The sequence below is a fragment of the Bacillus cereus group sp. BfR-BA-01524 genome (assembly GCF_022662595.1).
Lineage (GTDB): Bacteria > Bacillota > Bacilli > Bacillales > Bacillaceae_G > Bacillus_A > Bacillus_A thuringiensis_S.
Map to the genome: position 1 here is coordinate 1 of NZ_JAKUDW010000069.1, position 20,168 is coordinate 20,168.

Below are 20,168 nucleotides of genomic sequence, written 5' to 3' on the forward strand. Positions count from 1 at the left end.
CTTTAAATATTTCTCCAATTGCCCCAAGAGTACCAAGTGTTTCAATTGCATTAGACGGAATAAAGACTTTATTTGCTGGTCCTTTTGCAACTTCAGCTAATGATTCGAATGATTTGTAAGCAAGTATGCGCTCATCCAAATTCGCTTCACGAAGCAATCCAATACGATTTTGTTCTGCTTTTGCGATTTCTTCAATTGCTCGCGCTTCCCCTTGTGCCTCTAATTCTTTTGCTTCTCTTATACCTTCGGCTTCGCGAATACGCGCTTCTTTATCCCCTTCAGCCATCAAGATTTTACTTTGCTTTTCCCCTTCAGCACGAAGAACTTTATCTTGTTTTGCTGCTTCAGCTTCTAAAATAATTGCACGTTTATTACGCTCAGCCTTCATTTGTTTTTCCATTGATGCTTGCACATCTTTTGGCGGGTTAATATCAACAACTTCGACACGTTCAATACGTACGCCCCATTTTTCTGTTGCTTCATCAAGCGCTAAGCGGATTTCTGTTGAAATTTTTTCACGACCAGATAACGTTTCATCCAGTTCCATTTTACCGATGATTTGACGCATCGTTGCTGAAGTAATATTACGCACACCATATTCATAGTTTGAAATACCATATGTCGCAAGTTCTGGTTCAACAATTTGATAGAAAATAATTGTATCTATTTCTACTTGAACATTATCTTTCGTAATTACCTTTTGCGGTGGTACATTCGTTTGTTGAATACGTAAGTCGTGATATACACGAACGCGATCCACAATCGGGATTAAAATATTTAATCCTGGGTGCATTATACGTTGAAACTTACCAAATCTTTCAACAACCCCAACTTTTTGCTGAGGAATAATTTTAATTGTTAATGCGATAAATGTAACTACAATTAGCGCGAATATAATCGTTAACGTTAATGCTACCATATTTATTCACTCTCCTTTTTCACTTGTAATATAGTACTATGCCTCTTTATAACAACGACTCTTTCTCCAGCATCAATTGAAGAATCTGCAATAGCTGTCCAAGTATCTCCATCCACCTTCACAATACCATTCGCTTCATTTGTAATCGCTTGCATAACAATCCCTTTTTTACCAACAAGCATATCTACTGTATCAGTAAAACCTTTTGCTTCTCGAAAGTTTTTTGAAATTCTTTTCGTAAAGAATGTCAAAGTTAAACTTACAATTGCCCCAACAGTAACTTGTAACAGTAGTGCATCAGGAGCAAACAAAGCAATAAGACCTCCGACAACAGCTCCAATTCCAAGCCAAAGCATGTAAAACGTAATCGACAACATTTCTGCAATAAATAAAATACCAGCTATTATAAACCAAATTACCCAAGCAGCCATATGCAACCCTCACTTTCTTTCTCATTTTCTATATGTATATGAAGAAAAGAATGGTTTATCCGCCCTTTCTTACACTTGGGCGTTTGCTACAAGCTATTGTACATATTCACTGTTACAATGGATTATTAATATAATACTATATCAATATATTCTTCATTATACATGAAAATTCCTTTCAAAAAGTGACAAAAAATTAAATTCTTTAAAAATTTTAATTTTTAAATTACAATTATTCTAATTACTAAATACTATTTTTTTTATAGAGGTGGTATTCTTATTGAAAAACCTGTCACTAACCTACTATTTAGGTTGCAAAATATGCATTACTCTCGCTGACATCGTATATGTAATGATTATTACAACTCATATTTATATAGCCACTAAATCAGCTACTATTACTGCTCTTTTTCCATTATTACAAGTTATCACAAATCTAATTGCTAACATCTCTGCACCGCTTATGATAAATCGTTTTCCACCTTATACGTTGTTATATACGCTACAATGGCTAAAAACAGTCTTTTTACTATTATTAATGATTTTGTTCCCGGTCTTATCCACAAACATTATAGCTCTATTAACTTTTATTTTTTTCATTTCATTATGTAGTGGGTGGAGTGCTCCATTATTATACGGCATTCTTCCGCGCCTTACACCGAAAGAAAAATTAGTAAAAGTAAATAGTATCTTTTCCTTTTCAACACAAATTGTGCAAACCGTTGCTTATTCATTTACGAGTGTTATCGTTCTTCTCATTGGCGCTACTTCTACACTCATGATTAATAACATTTTGATGATTTTCGGATGCATTGCATTACATTTTTCATTACGTACCATACATACTGAACGAATAGCAGATCCTCCCTCTTCAAAAAGTACTATTTTATTGGAAGGTTGGAAACTCTTATTTCAAAATCCTTCTCTCCGTACCGTTACATATATGGACTTAATTGAAACTTTCGCAGGGACAATATGGATTGGTGCTATTACGATGGCATATGTTACGACTATCCTTCATAAAGGCGAGGAATGGTGGGGATATATTAATACAAGTTATTATGTTGGCACGTTAATCGGTGGTCTATTGGCATGGAAAATGAGTTCCTATATTCAAAACAATTTAATACGCACCATGTCGATAGGCTCTCTTATGTTTAGCATTCTTACATTTTTATATGGTATGACGAGCAGCGGATTTATTGCGCTTTTCCTATGTGTTCTAATGGGACCATGTTATCAAATTAGAGATATTTCTCAAACGACAGTTTTACAATCAAGTGTCGCCCCTTCTTTATTATCAAAAATGTATACAGCACATGGTGCCCTTCTTTCAACAGCTTCTGGTCTTTCTATGCTTAGCGTTGGCATTATTACTGATATGTTCGGTGTTCGTACAATTTATATCATCGCTTCTATTCTTATTTTATGTTCCGCTTGTTTATCTTTTAGTTTATTAAAATATCATAAAACAGAGCAGAACGATATTTCACTTTAATCACTAAAACAAAAAGGACAGGCATTCCCTGTCCTTTTTGTTTATTCTATTCATGACAAGTTTGGGATTTTTCTATGTTTTGTCGCCTGTTCAAAAGCGTAAGCTAGCTTAATTAATATCCCTTCACTAAAGGCAGTACTTGTAATCGTAATTCCAAAAGGTCTCCCGCTTTCCATATACCCAGCTGGTATTGCTATAGACGGATAACCCGCTTTCGCACATATAGTAGAACCTATATAGGAAGGAAACAGTATCGCATCAAGATTATATTTTTCCAATGCAAAATCAATGCCTTGTTCTTGAGAAAAATATATATCCTCTAATCTCGCATTTAAATATTCTGGATTTCGTAACGTATTAGGAAAATCTTTTCTTCCCTCTAACTTAGTTTGTCCATATTTTAAAGCTCTTTCTGCTATGTTTTTATTAAACTCCATTAACTCCGAAATAGAATGTACCGGAATAATAGAACGTAATTTAGAAAGATAGTTATCTAAACTATGCTTCAGTTCATAAAGCGGAACTCCCCAACTCCATTCTCTATGAAAAGAAGGAATATCAATATTTTCTACTACTGTCGCTCCTTCATTACGTAATACTTGGATCGTTTCTTTAAATAATTTTTCATCGTACTCACCATTTTCGTAATAATCTTTTGGTGCATCGTTAAACACACCAATTTTCGCTCCATTTAAACCATTAGCAGCCAGGTAAGATGTATAATCCTGATATCACTTTTATGAGTTGCTACATCTTTCTCATCCACTCCAGTTAAGCTCCCTAGTAAAATAATGGCATCTGTTACTGTTCTAGCAAATGGTCCAGCTGTATCTTGCGAATAAGTGAATGGAATAATTCCTCTACGACTAATTAAACCGACAGTCGGTTTAATGCCAACTACAGAGTTTTGAACAGCCGGACTCAAAATAGAAGCGTCTGTTTCTGTCCCAATAGATACTACTGTAAAGTTAGCAGCAACTGCTATCGCAGAGCCTGTGCTTGAGCCACCAACAAACATGTCATCCTTACCTGTTCCGTATGGATTGATTGTTTGACCACCTCTTGCACTATATCCAGCCCACATTTCAAAAGACATTGCATTTGCTAATTCTGTCATATTTGTTTTTCCTATTATTACTGCTCCGGCTTCTCGTAATTTTGTAACGAGAAATGCATCTTCACTACTTATATTTTGTTCTAGAGCAATCGTACCTGCACTTGTATGCATGGAGTCATTCGTTTCAATATTGTCTTTAAGCAAAACAGGTATACCATGTAATGGACCCCTTATACCTTTTGTCTTTCTTTCATAATCTAACGCTTCTGCAATAAAAATAGCATCTGGATTGATTTCTAAAATAGAATTAATTTCCGGTCCGTCTTGGTCATACTTTGCGATTCTATGAAGATAATACATCACTAATTCCTTTGAAGTTAACTGCCCAGATTCCATTTCGGTTTGTATATCATGAATTGTTAATTCTTTTTTTAATACTGGATTAAACTGAATCTCCATTTATATTCTCCCTTATAGCAACTTTTTTGCGTATACCCCTTACTTTTTCATCTTTTCACCCCAACTATTCCAAACTAATATTCCTTTAAAGAAATTCAATTTATCTATTCAAAAAGCCTTTAATTTCCCGAAAAATAAAAAGAGTCTGAAACGAGTGAACTTTCGCTTCAGACTCTTTTATTACTTTACATATATCTCATCTAATAAGTGTAAAAACTCTCCTTGTTTCCCTGCTAATTCAGGGCATTTTGCAATATTAACCCATTCGTAGCTAAACGCTAAACCTTGATCTTTCTCACCAGCACTTACTATATGCTCCCATGTATCTTTTACATCAGTTAGTAAAGTTACATGAAAAAAGTGACGTTTTTCATATTCCTGTTTTTCCTTCACATGTATAATGTAATCTGCTAGGAAACGCTCTATGCATAAATGGCGCAATCCGGATTCTTCCTGTACTTCACGCAATATAGCAGCTTCTAGCGTTTCACCTTCATCAACCGTTCCCCCTGGCACTTGAATACCAGCTTCATGTATATCACGATGTTTAAAAACAAGTAATTGCATAACCCCCTCTTTTTCTCTTGTAATATATGCATATACTTTTTTCTTATATAACATCGTCATTGTACGTCTCTCCCCTCAATTGTTCAATCTGTTACTTCTTCAAGCGTCAGTTGATTATCATACAAATATGTAGCTTGTGGATTTCCCACATACCTTACGTGCCACGGTTCATACCGATAGCCCGTAATCGTTTCTTTCGCTTTTGTGTATCGAATCACAAAACCAAATTTATGGGCATTTTCAGAAAGCCACTGACCTTCTTTCGTCTCCCCAAAAACCGTCTCTAACTGAAATTTAGCAGATTGAGACGTAATATCCATAGCTAGTCCAGTTTGATGCTCACTTGTGCCAGGAACCGCACTAGACATTGCTGTTTTTGCTTCCCCGTCTTGTTTTTTATACATCGTATTTAATGCTTTTTGTCGATCAAAAGATCTAAATCCAGAAACTGCAAAAAGGAAAATACGCTCGTTGTCAGCCTGCTGAAACATATCCTCAAGCGCCCTCGCTGCCTCTTTTCTCATCTTTTTCTTTTCTTGATCACCTTCACTAGAGTAGCGCACTTTCGGAATAACTAAATCTGGCGGTCTATACCCATCTGGTAAACGCCTACTTTTATTCACAAGTACAAGCATTGAATTTGGATTATTAATTACCGCAATATCCCCATCCATATTAGCAATCGTTTCTTTCGCTTTCGGAAATATGTTATTTACACTTACTTCTCGCGCCTGCTTATCCTTATACATTTTATAATTAATTCCTGCTACTCCAACAATAAGTATCACCGCTACGATACCAAGTAGTGCCCATCTTTTTTTCATATAACGACCTCTTATTTTAATAATTTGGCCATTTCATACTCATCGATGCCCTTTCCATCGATAATAAGAGCAGCTTTTTTGACACCTTCTTTCTCAAATCCAGCTTTTTTATATAGTGCCTGAGCTCTTGTATTGTGGGCCATTACTGTTAATTCTAAACGCCATACATCATGTAATTTTGCCCACTTCTCAACCTCTTTAAACAATCTCGTCCCAATACCTCGCCCGTTATACTCTTGCAAAATACCAATTACAATGGTTGCCACATGCCTCTTTCTTTGAATGTTATTTCCATTCACTAATATAAAACCTACTATCCTCTCATCTTCAACTGCTACAAATATTGTTGCATATTCATTTTCTATAAATCGCTGGATCATTTTTTCTTGTTGCTCAGCTGTAGTTTTCCTTTCTCCTGGTTCATATAACATAAACTTCGTTTCTTCATCTAATTGCTTACTTAATTGCAAAAATGATGCTGCATCTTCTACTTTGATCTCCCTAATCACCTAAATCACCCTATCAATTTCATATTATAAAAATTTTCCTTGTAAAAAGATTTTCTCTGCCATTTCAAAAATCCCTTTCTAATTCTCCTATTATAATTAGACAAATTTCGATATTGCTATAATAATTATTAATCATGTCCATTTTGTGACATCTTGCTATCCACATTTCAAACCAACACAAAAAACGTAAGTATTACACTTACGCTTTTCCAAGATTGAAGTGAGCTAATAATTATCGATAGATACCCTGGCTAATTCAAGTTTCACTTTATCCATTCACTTTTTCTGCCTGCCAAAAATATTCACCAAATGCTTTAGCAAGTGCATCAATTGATCGATTTAGTTCTTCCTCTGTATTATCTACACCGCCAGCTTCAATTAATATCGCTTGTCCTGATAAATCTTGATTATATATTCCATTTCCTGTTTGGAACCCTTTTTGAATGACACCACGACTTACTCCTGGATATTTCTTATTAATCGCCTCATGTAAGGCGGTTGCTAATTGTAAGTTTTTTTCATAGTTTTTGTTGCCTTTCCCTACTACAAATGCAAGCTTCGCATATGATTTATCTCCAATTGTTTTTGTCGTGACATTCTTCCGAGCACTATCACGATGCAAATCAAAAAAGTATTGAAGATCTTTATTGCCAGCCATAGCTTGCTGCACAATTTCTCGAGACATCTTATACGAACTATTACTGTTTAAACCTTTACTTATTAACTTTTGACCAACATCACTCTTATCGTTAGTAGCTCCAATTCCTTCACCTTCTAGTTGTTCACGGAAACGATCTCCTAATATAGAAATATTCGATACAGAACTTGTTGCTTTATTCGGATCTGGGTCATTCGTTAAGTTAAGTAAAGGTAAATAAGATTCCCAGCTATGTGTATGATAAATAAACGCAACTTGTCTTTTCCCGGTCGTTTGGGACGGCTGTTTTTTCTCTTTATTCGTATCTTGTTTAGGTGCTTGTCCAGTTCCACTAGTCCGTTCTTTCACTACTTCTTCAAGAGGTACACTCGATTCTATCGGTAAGTTAGAATAGTTTGTCCCCTCACCCGCAATAACAATTTCTGTATCGTACTTACCAAACCCGGGAAGCTCTTTCCCGACAAAACTGCGTACATCATTAAAGCGAATATTTGTAGCCATAGAAAAGAGAAAAGAAGAAATTGAAAAATCTTGATTCAAATTTCGATACTCCTGTGTAAAATAATGATTCTCTTTTCCAAGTACGTACATGTAACCATTCATCGATAACTCATTTAACCAATTATATAAATACGTTGACTTCGTCTCTTTCATAGAGGTTACCATCATACTAATAAGAAAAAAAGTCGCTAGCACTGTAGTAATAACAAATAAAACTAACTTACGCATACTTGTAAACTTCATAAAAAAAAAGCCCCGATTCATACTATCACCTCTCTATTTCAAGTTATGTACAAGCCCTAGAGAATAGACCGTTAAAATTTCGGCTATATTGTTAATGAGGTGAAATGAATTGAAGCTATTAATAGGAATATTACCAATCGCTCTATCATTCATTTTTTATTTGTCCGCTAAGCATCCAAAAGTCTCTATTGTGCTACATATTTCTGCGTACTTGGCACTGTATGTACTCGGTACAATTATTTCCATTAATATATACGATGTTTTAATACAAGATTTAGTTTTCATGACGAGCATTCATGGGATTTTACTGAATCCACTTTTCCTTATTGCAGGAGCGTATATAGGAACATACACGTTGTACCTACTTATGTCTCACATTATTATAAAAATAAAAAATGGAGCGTAATGAAATGCAACCACCATTTATCTGTCATACATGCAAAAAAAGAATTGTGAGAAAGAAAGATCTTATTACCGCCACATGGTACTTCCGCTTTTATTTATTTCACAGTGATTGTTTTAAACGACAGCAAGTGTTCATCTCACGATTTATCCCTGTGAATACACTTTTCAATTTCTTTCTTATTATGTATGGACTTATTTTTGGCAGCATTCTTATGATTACAGAACCATCTATTATTTGGCTGATTTTCTTATTTCCCATTTTTTATCGGTTTCTTTCTTATTATTATATTGAACGTTTTTTCTCTACATATCGTGCAGACTGACCTCTCGGAATACTTAAACATTCCCACTCATTTTCTTTTAACATCTTCCCAATGTAAATAATCTGACCAATATGCAATGCATAATGAGAAATTTGCCTTTCAATTGATTGCATGACAGTATGTGCTTCACCGCGAATGTATACCGTCTTCAATAAGTGCTCCGGCGCTAAAGTATTCATCGTATTAAAAACACATTTCCATCCTTCTTGCCAAGCTATAAGGGCTTCTTCTTTTGAATGATAGCATCCCTCAAATTCACCATCTCGATTACGATCGGTTTTTTCACCATCAGACGTTAAAAAATCCGTCCATCTAGAACGCATATTACCGTGCAGATGCTTTATAATAATCGCTATACTATTTGTTTCTTCATGAGAAGACCATTGTATTTGTTCATATGATAATTGAGAAAGTGCCCGTTCCCCTTGCTTCTTTGTTGCTTTAAAGTTCGAAATCGCACATTGTAAATATTCTCGTCCGATATCCATATTAGCCCCTACCTTCACCCTAGCTAATTTTTGTTCCATTTGGCAATTCCATATTAGGCTGAAGTAACACAACATCATCAGCTTCAGGAACGCCGCCAAGCACAAGCACTTCTGATTTGAATCCAGCTATACGCTTCGGTGGAAAGTTTACAACAGCAACAATTTGTTGACCGACTAAATCTTCTAGACTATACCTTTTCGTAATTTGAGCACTTGACTGCTTTATTCCAATTTCCCCAAAATCAATTGCTAGTTTAATCGCTGGAACTCTCGCTTCTTTAAATTCCTCTGCATGTATTACAGTTCCAATTCGCAAATCCAAGTTTAAAAAATCTTCAAAATTAGCCATTTTATCATTCCTCCCAATTATTACTTAGACAAAATACAAAAATCCCCTTCAAAAAAAGAAAGGCGCCTAAGCACCTTTCTTTTGTAATTCACTTGATTCATTTGATTTATAGAAGAAGAAACCGAGAATCCCACCAATACATGATGGAATTAACCATCCAATTCCTTCGTTATATAACGGTAACATTTGTAGTACATTAGAAATCGCGTCAATTTTAATTTTCGCACTTTCTAAACCGTTAAAGAAACTAATTAACAATGCACCTAAAATAGCTCCAATATAAATTGTATTACGCTTCCCAATCCACTTATGGAAATACGAAAGTACAATTAATACAATTGCAACGGGATAAATGATCATTAACACAGGTAATGTTACTGCGATTAATTGTGTTAAACCTAGGTTAGATACAATTAAACTAAATACACATACCATTGTTACAATCGTTTTATGCGAAAGTTTTGGGAATAAGTTTGTAAAGAAACCCGCACACGCAGATGTTAACCCAACAGAAGTGGTTAAACAAGCGAGTATAATAACAAGCCCTAATAAAATTTTACCACTCGTCCCATATAGCTCATTTACAACATTCGTTAAAATAAGACCACCGTTTTCTGAGACACCAAGTGATGTACTTGTTGAACCAAGATAAGCAAGTGATAAATAGATTAACGTTAAACCAAGTACAGCAATAATACCTGATACTACTGTTATTTTTGCAATTTGGCTACTCTCTTTTATCCCTTTAGAGCGAATAACTTGTACAACGACAATTCCAAATACGAGAGCACTAATTGCATCCATCGTTAAATACCCTTGAATAAATCCACCAAAGAAAGCATTCTCTTGGTAAGCAGCTAACGGCGCAGCCGGCTCTCCAATTGGATCAATAATTGCCTTTCCGACAATAACAGCAACAATTAATACTAATAATGGAGTAAGAAACTTCCCAAACCAATCCACTAATTTAGATGGATTTAATGATAAATACCACGTTATTCCGAAGAAAACTATCGTGAAAAGAAATAGCATGTACCACTCTGAAACCATTGCGTCTGATAAAAACGGCTTCATACCCATTTCAAACGAAACAGCTCCAGTACGCGGAATCGCGAAAAATGGTCCAATTGCTAAATAACTAATCAATGGGAAAATAAACGCAAATATAGGGTGGACTCTAGAAGATAGCGCTTTCAAGTCCCCCTCTACAAACGCGACAGCTGTTACAGCTAGTAGGGGTAATCCGACTCCCGTTACAAGGAATCCTATTGTAGCAATCCAAACATTCTCTCCTGCTTGTTGACCTAAAACTGGCGGGAAAATTAAATTTCCTGCTCCTAAAAATAATGCAAATAGCATTAAACCAATTGCTACCGTATCACCTGGCCTTAAACGTCCCTTCATGCTCTTCATTTGCATAGCACTTTTTCATTGTTTATCTCTATATTTTACAATATGCTATGCATCCTCCTCTCTGCTCAAGATGATAAAATATGCCCCTTACAAAGCAGTGTCTTTCTCCATAATTTCTCCATTCCCCTTATTTTTACTCTAATCATTAATACAATTGTTATTTTTGAATTTTGAGTTTTTTGAATTTTTAAATCATTAGAGTGTTATTACGTGGAGTATAGTCGTCAGACCTCTTTGTTTTTATCACACATATAGTAACATATTTAGTTACAAAATAAAAACATATTTTCAAATTGATTTTTTTGAAAATCGAAATTATCTACATTTTTTATTCTCTTACACAAATATTGTTATAATCTCACCTATTACCCTGTCGTTATTTTAAAATAACTTTATACACGTAACATAACAAAAGCCATCCAAGATAATTAGATGGCTTTTGTATGTTACTCTACCGTTTCAACTTCACGTGGATTTTTCATCTCTTCCACATATACAACTCTAAATCCATGATCTTCTAAATCTTTCAATAATGTCTCTAATTCACCGTCGTTAAACTCTTCTCCTAATGTAAACATAATTCTACGAACTAATAAGGCATCATTATCAAAAGTCATCAAACTTTGAATACCAGTGTATTTCTTTAAAACTGTCGATAACTTTTGGATTGCTCCATTATAGTCTTGCGTTCCAATCATGACAGAGTATTTACTAGAGTGAACGCCCCATGCATCCTCTAATAACTCAAAAACTTTTTTATGCGTTAAAATTCCAAGGAAAACCCCTTTTTCGTCAACTACTGATAAATAAGGCAGTTTTTTTATTGTAAAAAATACTTTAAAGAAAGAAGAATCTTCTCTCACAAACCCTTCTTTATCGTTTAATAATTGCATTACACTCTCGTCAAGTGATCCTTTATATTCTAAAATATCTACTTTATATATATTTCCTAAAAATTTCTCTTTTTTTTCATCTAAAACTGGTACACAACGATACCCCGTTTTATTTAAATGCTCTAACGCTTCCCCTATCGTAATCGAACTTGAGCACAGTAAAACTTCCCTTTTCGGCACGTAATTCCCTTTAATCCTCATAAAAAGCCTCCTTATGTTAAAATACTTTCTGTGCCATAACTATATTATATTTTCAGAAAAAAATAAATGATTTATTTTATTTTTCTGAAAATTATTCATTTTCTTGTCATAATTTATTCATGAATCCTTCACTTGCACTTTCTTCAGCATCCAAAACCCTCCTTTTGAATTCTGAATCACTTCAATGTATCATTGTACGGACCTAATTGTTTTTTAGAAAAGTAATGATTTGTCTCCTTACTTTTCATTAACATATTTCCTTTTATAATTAAAAAATAGGTAGCTATTAGAAAGTAGATCCCCCCAAATAACCAATCCAAATTTGTAGCCAGATTGTGTAAAAGAATATATCTCATATATACATAACCAATTGGAACATGTAGTAATACAACCGCACCTAATCCCGGATTATATATTGTTTTAGCTTTTATATTCGCAAAAATACCATGCCATATGAATTGAAAAAATCCCATTAAAATAGGTGCCAACCCAAGCCATATTATATTTTGAAAGAAAACCGGGAGTAAATAAAAAACATACGCAATCAAAATATTTATTACCATAGCAGATTGCGTATTTAATGGATAGCGATCTGGTATATCACTTTTAAATATAACTACATTAAACAGACCAGCAAAATAACCTGGCCAACGATACTCTTCAAATTGATGCACTAAAATGGCCACAAAACTTAACCCTAACAGTACTTTTATTTCACTCATTTCTCCCAAATTCGCGACTAAACAAACAACGACAACAATAGCAACAACTAACCCTATATCACACCAATGCTTTCTAAAGAAACTAGCCACCTCTATCACCCACTATCTCAATTTTTATAAAAATAGCGTTCAAATAGGAAATCAATCTGTTTTTCTACAGATGGTACTTTTATATCTGCCCCTGATTCGAGAATTGGCATCATTAATGTAGGAAGAAAAATGGATCCAAATATTTGCACCGTCATCATCATTAAAATTTCCTGATCCGTTTCATTTGTTATCTCGCTCAAAATATTCTTCACTTTACTGAAACCTAGCCTCTTCAAAAAATTCCCATATTCGTATTGAGATATAAATACCGTAGTTCCCATTGCAATAATCTTCCTAACTAACTCCGGATATTGCCGAATTACTAGTACATAATCCAATAAGAATATTTTTAATCTTTCTTTTGCTGGCACTGTAATATTATCCAAAATAGAAAAAGTGCCTTGAAAGCTAATTAATAAAACTCTAATCGTCTCACTAATCAACTTTTCTTTTGAACCAAAATGGTAATTTACAAGCGCGATATTTACATCTGACAATGCTGCAATTTTTCTTATCGTTACCCTTTCAAAACCTTCTTTTTTAATTAATTCCAATGTTGTATTTAAAATCTTTTCTTTTGTAGATACGTTTTCATTTCCCACCAATTTATCTCTCCCTCTAGAATTTATCAGTTAAACAACGATTTAAACATTGTTTAACTTTATGGTATCACTTTCCAATTTTAAAAATCTATTTAATCCTTTCGACATTTTCCTACATTCTCTTCATCCCATACAAAAAGCGTGAAAATACAAAACTGTTCACGCTTTTTGTATTTGTACTTTTACATACCAGCTTCTGCTTTATATTCCACACATAAAATAAATTTCTAAATACAATTTAAAATTATCCATATGCCAATACATGAAGAAAAAAATATTGTAACTTGCTCTAAAAACGGCTAAAATAAGAATAAGAATTTTCTGAATATTCTAAGAGTAGGTGGTTATATGTCCTTATTACGCTCACATATATGCAAATTTATAATTGGTGTTATTGTTATTTTTGCCATAAGTCCTATTCCAGCTCTTTTTATTACACACAATTACTCTTATCAAAATGGATTTATTAGCATTTTTCAAAACTTCGCACAGCTTTCTTCTATATCAATTCCAAAGGTTGATTGGATGCATGAATCTATCTTTTTCTCAGCAAATCAAATGATACATACTTCTAATCATTCAACACCATTATTCCCTTACATATGGGAAATATATTTTATATCGATTGTTCGTTTTACTTTTACCCTTGCGATCGGATTTTTCATAAGTTTGGGTATCGGCCATTTATTTTTCAAAGTACCTAACTCGTTTAAAAAGTTTACTACTGTATTGAATTGGATACCTTACTCTTTTTGCACTGTAGTATTACAATGTTCAGTCTTATTACTACTTCTATACGTCGCACAATTTATAAACCTTCCTTACTACTCATCTTTTATCATCGTATGTAGTACTTCCATGATTATCGTTATGCAAGCAGTAAAAAAATGGATTCCTTTCTTGAAAAACACAAATGAATATGAAATAAAACATGATTCTTTTCTTGTGGATACATTGTTTTTGGCGCTTACTTCGAATCATAAATCAATTTTAGGTTCCATTATTCTTTCATTCGTTTTTATGGAATGCGTTTTTCATGCAAGTGGACTGTTACAATTTATCGTTCAATTTGGCGGAAATTCACCCATAATTGTTACAATCGGCTTATTACTACTCTATATCCCATATAGCATACTTTCTTTCCTTCAAACACTATGGACCACAAACTACTCCAAGCAACAGTCATACACTTTAACGAGAAGTGTTCCAAAACCTTAATTGAAATAACCCTCTATAATCTAAAAGTAGGGGGTTATTCCTTTTGTATAGCGGACAAAATAACAGCAAATTCAAAAACTATTACAGAAACATACCAATATTTACCCTTTTCCTTTGACTATTCTTTTCATTTGGATTTATTATAAAAGTATAACATAATTGCAGGAGGTGACATCTTTATTCCAAACTTTGGAATGGAGAACACACTTGGACATATTAAATATTTTTCTCATCTTTGTACTTATTCTTATTTCTGGCTTTTTCGTTGCATCAGAATTCGCTGTTGTAAAAGTACGAAAAAGTCGAATTGACCAACTTGCAAATGAAGGTAATAAACAAGCTTTAGCTGCAAGAAGTGTCCTATCTAATTTAGATGTTTATTTATCAGCTTGTCAGCTCGGAATTACGATTACTTCTTTAGGGCTTGGTTGGCTTGGTGAACCGACTGTGGAACATATACTACGACCGCTCTTTGAAAAAATTAATATTACTGGAACAATGGCTAACACTTTATCTTTTGTTATTGCTTTTAGTGTTATTACATTTTTCCACGTTGTATTAGGTGAGTTAGTTCCAAAGTCTTTCGCAATTCAAAAAGCAGAAGCAATCACACTCAAATTTGCAAAACCACTTATTTTATTTGATAAAATTATGTATCCATTTATTTGGTTACTCAATAGTGCAGCTATATTTTTCACAAAACTACTCGGATTAGAACCTGCCAAAGAAAATGAACTTGCTCATTCTGAAGAGGAATTGCGACTCATTTTAGGTGAAAGTTTTAAAAGCGGTGAAATAAACCAAACCGAATATAAATATGTAAATAACATTTTTGAATTTGATGATCGAGTTGCGAAAGAAATTATGGTTCCTCGTACCGAAATGATTTGCTTATCTACTGAAAATACGTTAGAAGAAAATATGGATATCGTCGCAACTGAAAAATATACACGCTATCCAATCATTGAAAAAGATAAAGATGATATCATCGGGATGATCAATACGAAAGAAGTATTCCATGATCAAACGAAAGGTATTTATAAACCACTTGAATCTTATATACATCCTGTTTTAACAGTATTTGAAACAGTTCCAATTCGTAAAACGTTAGTCCATCTTCAAAAAAATCGCGTTCAGATGGCAATCGTTATGGATGAATATGGTGGCACTGCCGGACTTTTAACGATGGAAGATATTCTTGAAGAAATCATTGGAGAAATTCAAGATGAATTCGATGCGGATGAATCACCTATGATTGAAAAGCGTACACCTAAGCTTACTGTTTTAGATGGAAAGGTGCTCATTTCTGAAGTAAATGATATGTTTGGCCTACATATTGATGATAGTGATTTAGATACAATTGGAGGATGGCTTCTCTCTCAAGCAGTTGACTTAAATATTGAAGCTGGTTATTCCATTGAATATGCTGGTTTTCAATTTAAAGTATTAGAACTTGATGGACATCAAGTCAAAAAAGTTGCTGTACATAAACTAGATATTAAAAAGGAGCTATAAAGTGACTGTTTTATTAACAATTTGTATCATTGCCTGTTTCGTTGTTTCATTTCTCGCCTTTATTTATCCCATTATCCCTGGCATACTAGCTGTCTGGGCTGGATATTTAATTTACCATTTCGGTATAAATGGAGGAGAATTAACAACTTCTTTTTGGATTATTCAAGGCATTTTCACTCTTTTCATTTTCGTTGCTGATTTTATTGCAAATGGATATTTCTTAAAAAAATACGGTAGTTCTAAATGGGGCGAACGTGTCGGAATGATTTCTATCATTGTCGGATCGTTCTTCTTCCCACCATTCGGACTTATTATCATACCGTTCTTGTCAGTATTTATAACAGAACTAGTGCATAAAAAAGCGCCAAAAGATGCCTTTCTAGTTGGAGTCGCTACTGTAGTTGGTTTTTTAAGCAGTACAGTAGCGAAAGCAATTCTCCAAATCATTATGATTGTCATCTTCTTGTGTTATATCATCTTTTAACCATCCCGACTTCGGGATGGTTTTTTAATATGCAATACCTACTCGACTATTTTCATATATGTTTTTCTTACATAGATCCCATGCAAAGTGTGCTGTATCACCCACTGTAATTTTTGATCCACCTTCTGGCAATATATCTTTTTCAGTTCGATATACCTCTGTCGCCTCACCGTCTATTAAATGTGTCGGACAAACAACTGTCCAACATAAATTATTACTATTACTTAGTACCTTATATGCAGCCAAATGATCTTCTGCTGCTGTTGTCGTTTTCCTTTTTGATTCCGTTGATTGAAAACGATATAAATTTAGATCCGTTCTTGCTTGTAAAATACCAGCTGTTCCTATTGTTATGATCTTATGAATCCCTTCTTCTTCCATTTGGTTAATAATTTGTGGCATACTCTTCGCTAATGTTCCATTTTGATCCGTTCCAAGTGCACTAATTACTATATCGCTTCCTTCTATCGCTTTTTTTATATCATTTTCGTTCAGTACATTACCTTCTATCACTCGTAACCTTTCATGTTGTATTTCTATTCTATTTAAATCACGCGCTAATGCAGTCACTTCAGCTGAATCCTTTAATGCTAAATTAATTATGTTTGAACCTACTCGTCCTGTTGCTCCCAATATACATACTTTCATTTGTTTTCCCCCTCTTTCATTCTCTTTCTATTTTTCAATATTATCAATCAATTTACAACAAAAAAGCTTCCTCATATATGAGAGGAAGCTTTATTATTACTTTATTTCTTCTCTTTAGAATCAGTAGACTTCTCGGTTCCGCTTGTTTCTTTATCCTTTTTGTCCTCTTGTTGTGTTGTTGTGTCGTCTTCTTTCTTCTTGTCCTCACCTTTACTACAACCTACCATTAATAAAGAACTTGCAAGTGCCATAGCAGTTAATGATTTAACCCATTTGTTCATTTGCGTTTCCTCCCTGTGATAGAATATGTACAACCTCATATTACTCTCTATTTTTAAAGGAGAGATTGAAAAACAGTAAATATACGGTAAATTTTTGTAAATTTTCTGATAACAAAACCTAATTTAAATTTATATATTTCATTTCCAATCGATACACAATAAAACTAGTTTTTTTCTCTAAATGGACATAAAAAAACTAAGGCGCATACCATTCCGCCTTAGTTTCTCATGCAAACTTTTCATTTTCATTTTCATATAGATGTGTAATCTTATATTCCTTCTTCATAACATATTGCCACACACTATAAGCGTAACGGTTCATTTTCAGGAAACAATTTTCCAAAAATGAGCGGAACTCCGGATTAGCAACTTCCACTGCAACTTGAGCAAACTTTAGAGCTAATCGTTTTAAGTGCGCAATATAACATGTTGCAATATGAATATCCCCTGTATATTTACTAACTGTTTCCTTTTCCATTTCACGCAAACCAAACTCCGTTGTTTCACAGGTTATATGCTGCACATTCTCTCCTTCTTGAAAATTTACTTGTTCATTATATGCTTGTAACATATATGGTAAATGGTGCTGTAATAGATTTTTTAATTCTTCGTCTCTGACCTTTCCAGCATACTCTCCAACCTTGTATATTAGCATATAACTATATCTCATTAATTCTTTCATACAATCCATGAAAGTGCCTCCCTTCTCTAGGGTCTATATGTTATAAATATGATGCTAAAACATTCGCTATTCTTGCTAAAAACCAATCCCATCTACTAATTTTCTCAAAATCTTCTTCAGAAAATCGTTTTGATTTATGAAAGTCTACCTTTAATCGACTCCATACTTCATCAACAACTGTTTTATCATATATGATACAGTTAGACTCACAATTTAAATAAAAACTTCTATTATCAAAATTCGCTGTCCCAATATCAACAATTTCTCCATCAATGATTGTTACTTTCCCATGAAAAAATCCATTTCGATATTGATAAATCTCCGCTCCAGCATGTAACATATCTTTCAAATATGGATAGGCAGCTTGTTTTAACAATATGGCATCACTTTTAAATGGCACGAGAATTTTCACATTAACACCACGATTTAATGCAGCTTTTAACTCTTTCACCATTTCTTTACTTGGTACAAAATATGGTGTAGCGATAATTAAAGACTTTTTAGCCTTTTTTAAAAGTGCCCCATACTTTTCCCATAAGCCTTTTCCATTTGAAAATAAATATTGATATTTTACATTCCCTAATGTCGGTATACTTTCATGTATAGGCATTTTTTCTCCTGTATCTTCTTTCCAATCTTCGGCGAACTTTCTTTCCATATCCGCTGCACCCTCACCATGGATGCGCACGTGATAATCACGCCATGGCCCAAACTTCGGATCTTGTCCAAGGTACTCCTTCCCGATATTAAAACCACCGACGTATGATACCTTTCCATCTATCGTAACAATACGTCTATGATTTCGTTGATGCAAAGAATAGAAAACATTTTTCAGTTTCGGTTTTTTACTAAATGTAAACTTCACACCGTTTTCCTTTAATCGGCTAATTACCTTTTTCTTCAGCTTATATCCACCTATCCGATCGACTGACAATTTCACTTCTACTCCACTAGATGCTTTTTTCTCTAATAACTGTAAAAACTCTTGGCTTATTTCATCTTTTCCTACAATATAAAAATGGATATATATATACTTTTCTGCTTCGTTTATATCCTCAAATAATTTTCTATATAACTCTTCACCGTTCGTATATAGTTGAAATTCACCTAATCGAACTTGTCCTAATTCATATTCACTAGCCATTTCCTTCCCCATTTCCACATCGATGTTCATCCAAATGAATACACCTATTAAACAAAGGATTATAGCGAAAAAGTGCTTCATGGATAAATTCCTTTCTCCACTTACTGTTATTTCTATATCTTCCCTTTTTTATTACATTATCATTCAAGAAAATATGTCATTGCATGATATATGTCCATATCAAACAATAGCTCATTTGCATATTGTATGTTGTATCTTAAAATAAAAGGAGGAAATAACAATGGGCTTCGCACATGGTAATGGATTTGCGCTATTAGTCGTATTATTTATCCTCTTAATCATCGTCGGTGCTGCTTGCTTCTGCTAAGTAGCTACTGTCATATGATATGTGGATGAAAAAACTATAAAAGCGGACACCTATTTTTAGGTGTCCGCTTTTCATTTTAAAACCATTTCCGCCTGCTATTGTAACTTAAATGGCTAAACATTCATCTCAAAAGGTTAACAATGTAGCTACTTTCTTACTCTCTGCCTTACGTATATGACGCTGTTCTGCACGTAACACAGCAATACGATGTAATTCTTTCTCTTCTTCTGTTTCAGGGATAACACGCGGTACAGGAACTGGATTATTTTCCTTACTAAGTGCCACAAAAGTAACGAATGACGTTGCCGCTATACGCTTCTCACCTGAAATTAAATCTTCAGCCACTACCTTCACAAACACTTCCATCGAAGTTCTTCCCGTCCAAATTACGAAAGATTCATAACTTACACAATCTGAAGAACGAACAGGATGTAAGAAATCGACCCAGTCCATAGATGCTGTGACACATTCCTTTCTCGAATGTCTGGATGCTGAAATAGAAGCAACCATATCCATCTCCGCTAATATCTTCCCACCAAATAGCGTGTTATGATCATTTAAATCTGTTGGGAAGACTCGGCTCGTTTTGAACACCCTTGACTCATTGGCTGTTTTCCCCTTTACTTCTGTCATTGTTATCACCCCTTTAATGATTTATCCCTAATACTTCAATAATCACTATACTAAATGAACTACACGTTTAATATTAACAACATTCA

The 20,168-nt window shown here is 34.0% G+C and carries 24 protein-coding genes and 1 pseudogene; 7 read left to right on the top strand and 18 right to left on the bottom strand.

The window, feature by feature from the left end:
• Both MR170_RS21495 and MR170_RS21500 read right to left on the bottom strand, forming a co-directional pair.
• Positions 1-919, bottom strand: a 919-nt coding sequence (locus MR170_RS21495; RefSeq protein WP_242309208.1) for an SPFH domain-containing protein, incomplete at its 3' end; no start/stop codon positions are given.
• Positions 920-921: 2 nt separating this feature from the next.
• A complete protein-coding gene (locus MR170_RS21500; RefSeq protein ID WP_016081936.1) occupies positions 922-1,350 on the bottom strand; it encodes an NfeD family protein in 429 nt (142 codons plus the stop codon).
• A gap of 277 nt (positions 1,351-1,627) precedes the next feature.
• On the opposite strand from MR170_RS21500, the gene MR170_RS21505 reads away from it, so the two are divergent.
• Positions 1,628-2,845: an MFS transporter gene (locus tag MR170_RS21505; RefSeq protein ID WP_242309210.1), complete on the top strand. Its 1,218-nt coding sequence runs from the start codon at positions 1,628-1,630 to the stop codon at positions 2,843-2,845.
• Positions 2,846-2,895: 50 nt separating this feature from the next.
• On the opposite strand, the pseudogene MR170_RS21510 reads toward MR170_RS21505, so the two are convergent.
• The 5 genes and pseudogenes from MR170_RS21510 to spoIIP form a co-directional block, all read right to left on the bottom strand.
• Positions 2,896-4,361: pseudogene (locus MR170_RS21510) on the bottom strand (amidase family protein).
• Positions 4,362-4,541: 180 nt separating this feature from the next.
• A complete protein-coding gene (locus MR170_RS21515; RefSeq protein WP_043935065.1) occupies positions 4,542-4,988 on the bottom strand; it encodes an NUDIX hydrolase in 447 nt (148 codons plus the stop codon).
• A 23-nt stretch (positions 4,989-5,011) separates the two neighbouring features.
• Positions 5,012-5,752: a M15 family metallopeptidase gene (locus tag MR170_RS21520; RefSeq protein WP_016081940.1), complete on the bottom strand. Its 741-nt coding sequence runs from the start codon at positions 5,750-5,752 to the stop codon at positions 5,012-5,014.
• An 11-nt stretch (positions 5,753-5,763) separates the two neighbouring features.
• Positions 5,764-6,261 carry a GNAT family N-acetyltransferase gene (locus tag MR170_RS21525; protein WP_016081941.1) on the bottom strand — a complete coding sequence of 166 codons (498 nt, stop codon included), beginning with the start codon at positions 6,259-6,261 and terminating at the stop codon, positions 5,764-5,766.
• 268 nt (positions 6,262-6,529) lie between these two features.
• Complete coding sequence (spoIIP, locus tag MR170_RS21530; protein ID WP_016081942.1) at positions 6,530-7,684, bottom strand: stage II sporulation protein P; 1,155 nt, start codon at positions 7,682-7,684, stop codon at positions 6,530-6,532.
• Positions 7,685-7,772: 88 nt separating this feature from the next.
• Between spoIIP and MR170_RS21535 the strand changes: the two genes are divergently transcribed.
• Positions 7,773-8,069, top strand: a complete 297-nt coding sequence (locus MR170_RS21535) for a hypothetical protein (RefSeq protein ID WP_043935063.1) — start codon at positions 7,773-7,775, stop codon at positions 8,067-8,069.
• Positions 8,070-8,073: 4 nt separating this feature from the next.
• Entirely contained in the window at positions 8,074-8,391 is a 318-nt protein-coding gene (locus tag MR170_RS21540; RefSeq protein WP_048565052.1) for a hypothetical protein, read from the top strand.
• Here the strand turns inward: MR170_RS21540 and MR170_RS21545 are convergent.
• From MR170_RS21545 to MR170_RS21570, 6 genes are all read right to left on the bottom strand, one after another.
• Positions 8,352-8,918 (bottom strand): DUF1572 domain-containing protein, encoded by a 567-nt coding sequence (locus MR170_RS21545; RefSeq protein WP_016081945.1) that lies wholly within the window; start codon positions 8,916-8,918, stop codon positions 8,352-8,354. The genes MR170_RS21540 and MR170_RS21545 overlap by 40 nt on opposite strands.
• Positions 8,899-9,228 carry a chaperone CsaA gene (gene csaA, locus MR170_RS21550; RefSeq protein ID WP_048565053.1) on the bottom strand — a complete coding sequence of 110 codons (330 nt, stop codon included), beginning with the start codon at positions 9,226-9,228 and terminating at the stop codon, positions 8,899-8,901. Before csaA ends, MR170_RS21545 begins: the two co-directional genes overlap by 20 nt.
• Positions 9,229-9,294: 66 nt before the next feature.
• Positions 9,295-10,632: a branched-chain amino acid transport system II carrier protein BrnQ4 gene (brnQ4, locus tag MR170_RS21555; protein WP_413541760.1), complete on the bottom strand. Its 1,338-nt coding sequence runs from the start codon at positions 10,630-10,632 to the stop codon at positions 9,295-9,297.
• 455 nt (positions 10,633-11,087) lie between these two features.
• Positions 11,088-11,735, bottom strand: coding sequence for a cyclic di-AMP binding protein CbpA (gene cbpA / locus MR170_RS21560; protein WP_242309212.1), 648 nt, complete (start codon positions 11,733-11,735; stop codon positions 11,088-11,090).
• Positions 11,736-11,911: 176 nt separating this feature from the next.
• Positions 11,912-12,556: an HXXEE domain-containing protein gene (locus MR170_RS21565; RefSeq protein WP_016081948.1), complete on the bottom strand. Its 645-nt coding sequence runs from the start codon at positions 12,554-12,556 to the stop codon at positions 11,912-11,914.
• Positions 12,557-12,564: 8 nt separating this feature from the next.
• A complete protein-coding gene (locus MR170_RS21570; protein ID WP_048565055.1) occupies positions 12,565-13,152 on the bottom strand; it encodes a TetR/AcrR family transcriptional regulator in 588 nt (195 codons plus the stop codon).
• 345 nt (positions 13,153-13,497) lie between these two features.
• Between MR170_RS21570 and MR170_RS21575 the strand changes: the two genes are divergently transcribed.
• From MR170_RS21575 to MR170_RS21585, 3 genes are all read left to right on the top strand, one after another.
• Positions 13,498-14,367, top strand: a complete 870-nt coding sequence (locus MR170_RS21575; protein ID WP_000055272.1) for a hypothetical protein — start codon at positions 13,498-13,500, stop codon at positions 14,365-14,367.
• A 207-nt stretch (positions 14,368-14,574) separates the two neighbouring features.
• Entirely contained in the window at positions 14,575-15,882 is a 1,308-nt protein-coding gene (locus tag MR170_RS21580) for a hemolysin family protein (protein WP_016081950.1), read from the top strand.
• Between the two features lies 1 nt (position 15,883).
• Entirely contained in the window at positions 15,884-16,366 is a 483-nt protein-coding gene (locus MR170_RS21585) for a DUF456 domain-containing protein (protein ID WP_016081951.1), read from the top strand.
• A gap of 24 nt (positions 16,367-16,390) precedes the next feature.
• On the opposite strand, the gene MR170_RS21590 is transcribed toward MR170_RS21585, so the two are convergent.
• From MR170_RS21590 to cls, 4 genes are all read right to left on the bottom strand, one after another.
• On the bottom strand, positions 16,391-17,014 hold the full coding sequence (locus MR170_RS21590) for an NAD(P)-dependent oxidoreductase (protein WP_016081952.1): 624 nt from the start codon (positions 17,012-17,014) through the stop codon (positions 16,391-16,393).
• Between the two features lie 101 nt (positions 17,015-17,115).
• On the bottom strand, positions 17,116-17,295 hold the full coding sequence (locus MR170_RS21595; protein ID WP_001045960.1) for a hypothetical protein: 180 nt from the start codon (positions 17,293-17,295) through the stop codon (positions 17,116-17,118).
• A gap of 226 nt (positions 17,296-17,521) precedes the next feature.
• Entirely contained in the window at positions 17,522-17,986 is a 465-nt protein-coding gene (locus MR170_RS21600) for a spore coat protein (protein WP_043935056.1), read from the bottom strand.
• A 31-nt stretch (positions 17,987-18,017) separates the two neighbouring features.
• A complete protein-coding gene (cls, locus tag MR170_RS21605; protein WP_043935055.1) occupies positions 18,018-19,202 on the bottom strand; it encodes a cardiolipin synthase in 1,185 nt (394 codons plus the stop codon).
• 160 nt (positions 19,203-19,362) lie between these two features.
• On the opposite strand from cls, the gene MR170_RS21610 reads away from it, so the two are divergent.
• Positions 19,363-19,449: a YjcZ family sporulation protein gene (locus MR170_RS21610; RefSeq protein ID WP_000505094.1), complete on the top strand. Its 87-nt coding sequence runs from the start codon at positions 19,363-19,365 to the stop codon at positions 19,447-19,449.
• Between the two features lie 126 nt (positions 19,450-19,575).
• On the opposite strand, the gene MR170_RS21615 is transcribed toward MR170_RS21610, so the two are convergent.
• The gene (locus MR170_RS21615; RefSeq protein ID WP_000141164.1) at positions 19,576-20,082 is read right to left on the bottom strand and encodes an acyl-CoA thioesterase; all 507 of its coding nucleotides are present in this window, start codon (positions 20,080-20,082) and stop codon (positions 19,576-19,578) included.
• Positions 20,083-20,168 lie beyond the last annotated feature (86 nt).

Bases quoted from the DNA above. Each gene is read 5' to 3' on its own strand.
- MR170_RS21545 (WP_016081945.1), bottom strand. From the start codon at position 8,918: ATGGAACAAAAATTAGCTAGGGTGAAGGTAGGGGCTAATATGGATATC.
- MR170_RS21600 (WP_043935056.1), bottom strand. From the start codon at position 17,986: ATGGATTGTATGAAAGAATTAATGAGATATAGTTATATGCTAATATAC.
- MR170_RS21515 (WP_043935065.1), bottom strand. From the start codon at position 4,988: ATGACGATGTTATATAAGAAAAAAGTATATGCATATATTACAAGAGAA.
- MR170_RS21590 (WP_016081952.1), bottom strand. From the start codon at position 17,014: ATGAAAGTATGTATATTGGGAGCAACAGGACGAGTAGGTTCAAACATA.
- MR170_RS21500 (WP_016081936.1), bottom strand. From the start codon at position 1,350: ATGGCTGCTTGGGTAATTTGGTTTATAATAGCTGGTATTTTATTTATT.
- MR170_RS21595 (WP_001045960.1), bottom strand. From the start codon at position 17,295: ATGAACAAATGGGTTAAATCATTAACTGCTATGGCACTTGCAAGTTCT.
- MR170_RS21575 (WP_000055272.1), top strand. From the start codon at position 13,498: ATGTCCTTATTACGCTCACATATATGCAAATTTATAATTGGTGTTATT.
- MR170_RS21615 (WP_000141164.1), bottom strand. From the start codon at position 20,082: ATGACAGAAGTAAAGGGGAAAACAGCCAATGAGTCAAGGGTGTTCAAA.
- brnQ4 (WP_413541760.1), bottom strand. From the start codon at position 10,632: ATGAAGGGACGTTTAAGGCCAGGTGATACGGTAGCAATTGGTTTAATG.
- MR170_RS21610 (WP_000505094.1), top strand. From the start codon at position 19,363: ATGGGCTTCGCACATGGTAATGGATTTGCGCTATTAGTCGTATTATTT.
- cbpA (WP_242309212.1), bottom strand. From the start codon at position 11,735: ATGAGGATTAAAGGGAATTACGTGCCGAAAAGGGAAGTTTTACTGTGC.
- MR170_RS21520 (WP_016081940.1), bottom strand. From the start codon at position 5,752: ATGAAAAAAAGATGGGCACTACTTGGTATCGTAGCGGTGATACTTATT.
- spoIIP (WP_016081942.1), bottom strand. From the start codon at position 7,684: ATGAATCGGGGCTTTTTTTTTATGAAGTTTACAAGTATGCGTAAGTTA.
- MR170_RS21540 (WP_048565052.1), top strand. From the start codon at position 8,074: ATGCAACCACCATTTATCTGTCATACATGCAAAAAAAGAATTGTGAGA.
- cls (WP_043935055.1), bottom strand. From the start codon at position 19,202: ATGAAGCACTTTTTCGCTATAATCCTTTGTTTAATAGGTGTATTCATT.
- csaA (WP_048565053.1), bottom strand. From the start codon at position 9,228: ATGGCTAATTTTGAAGATTTTTTAAACTTGGATTTGCGAATTGGAACT.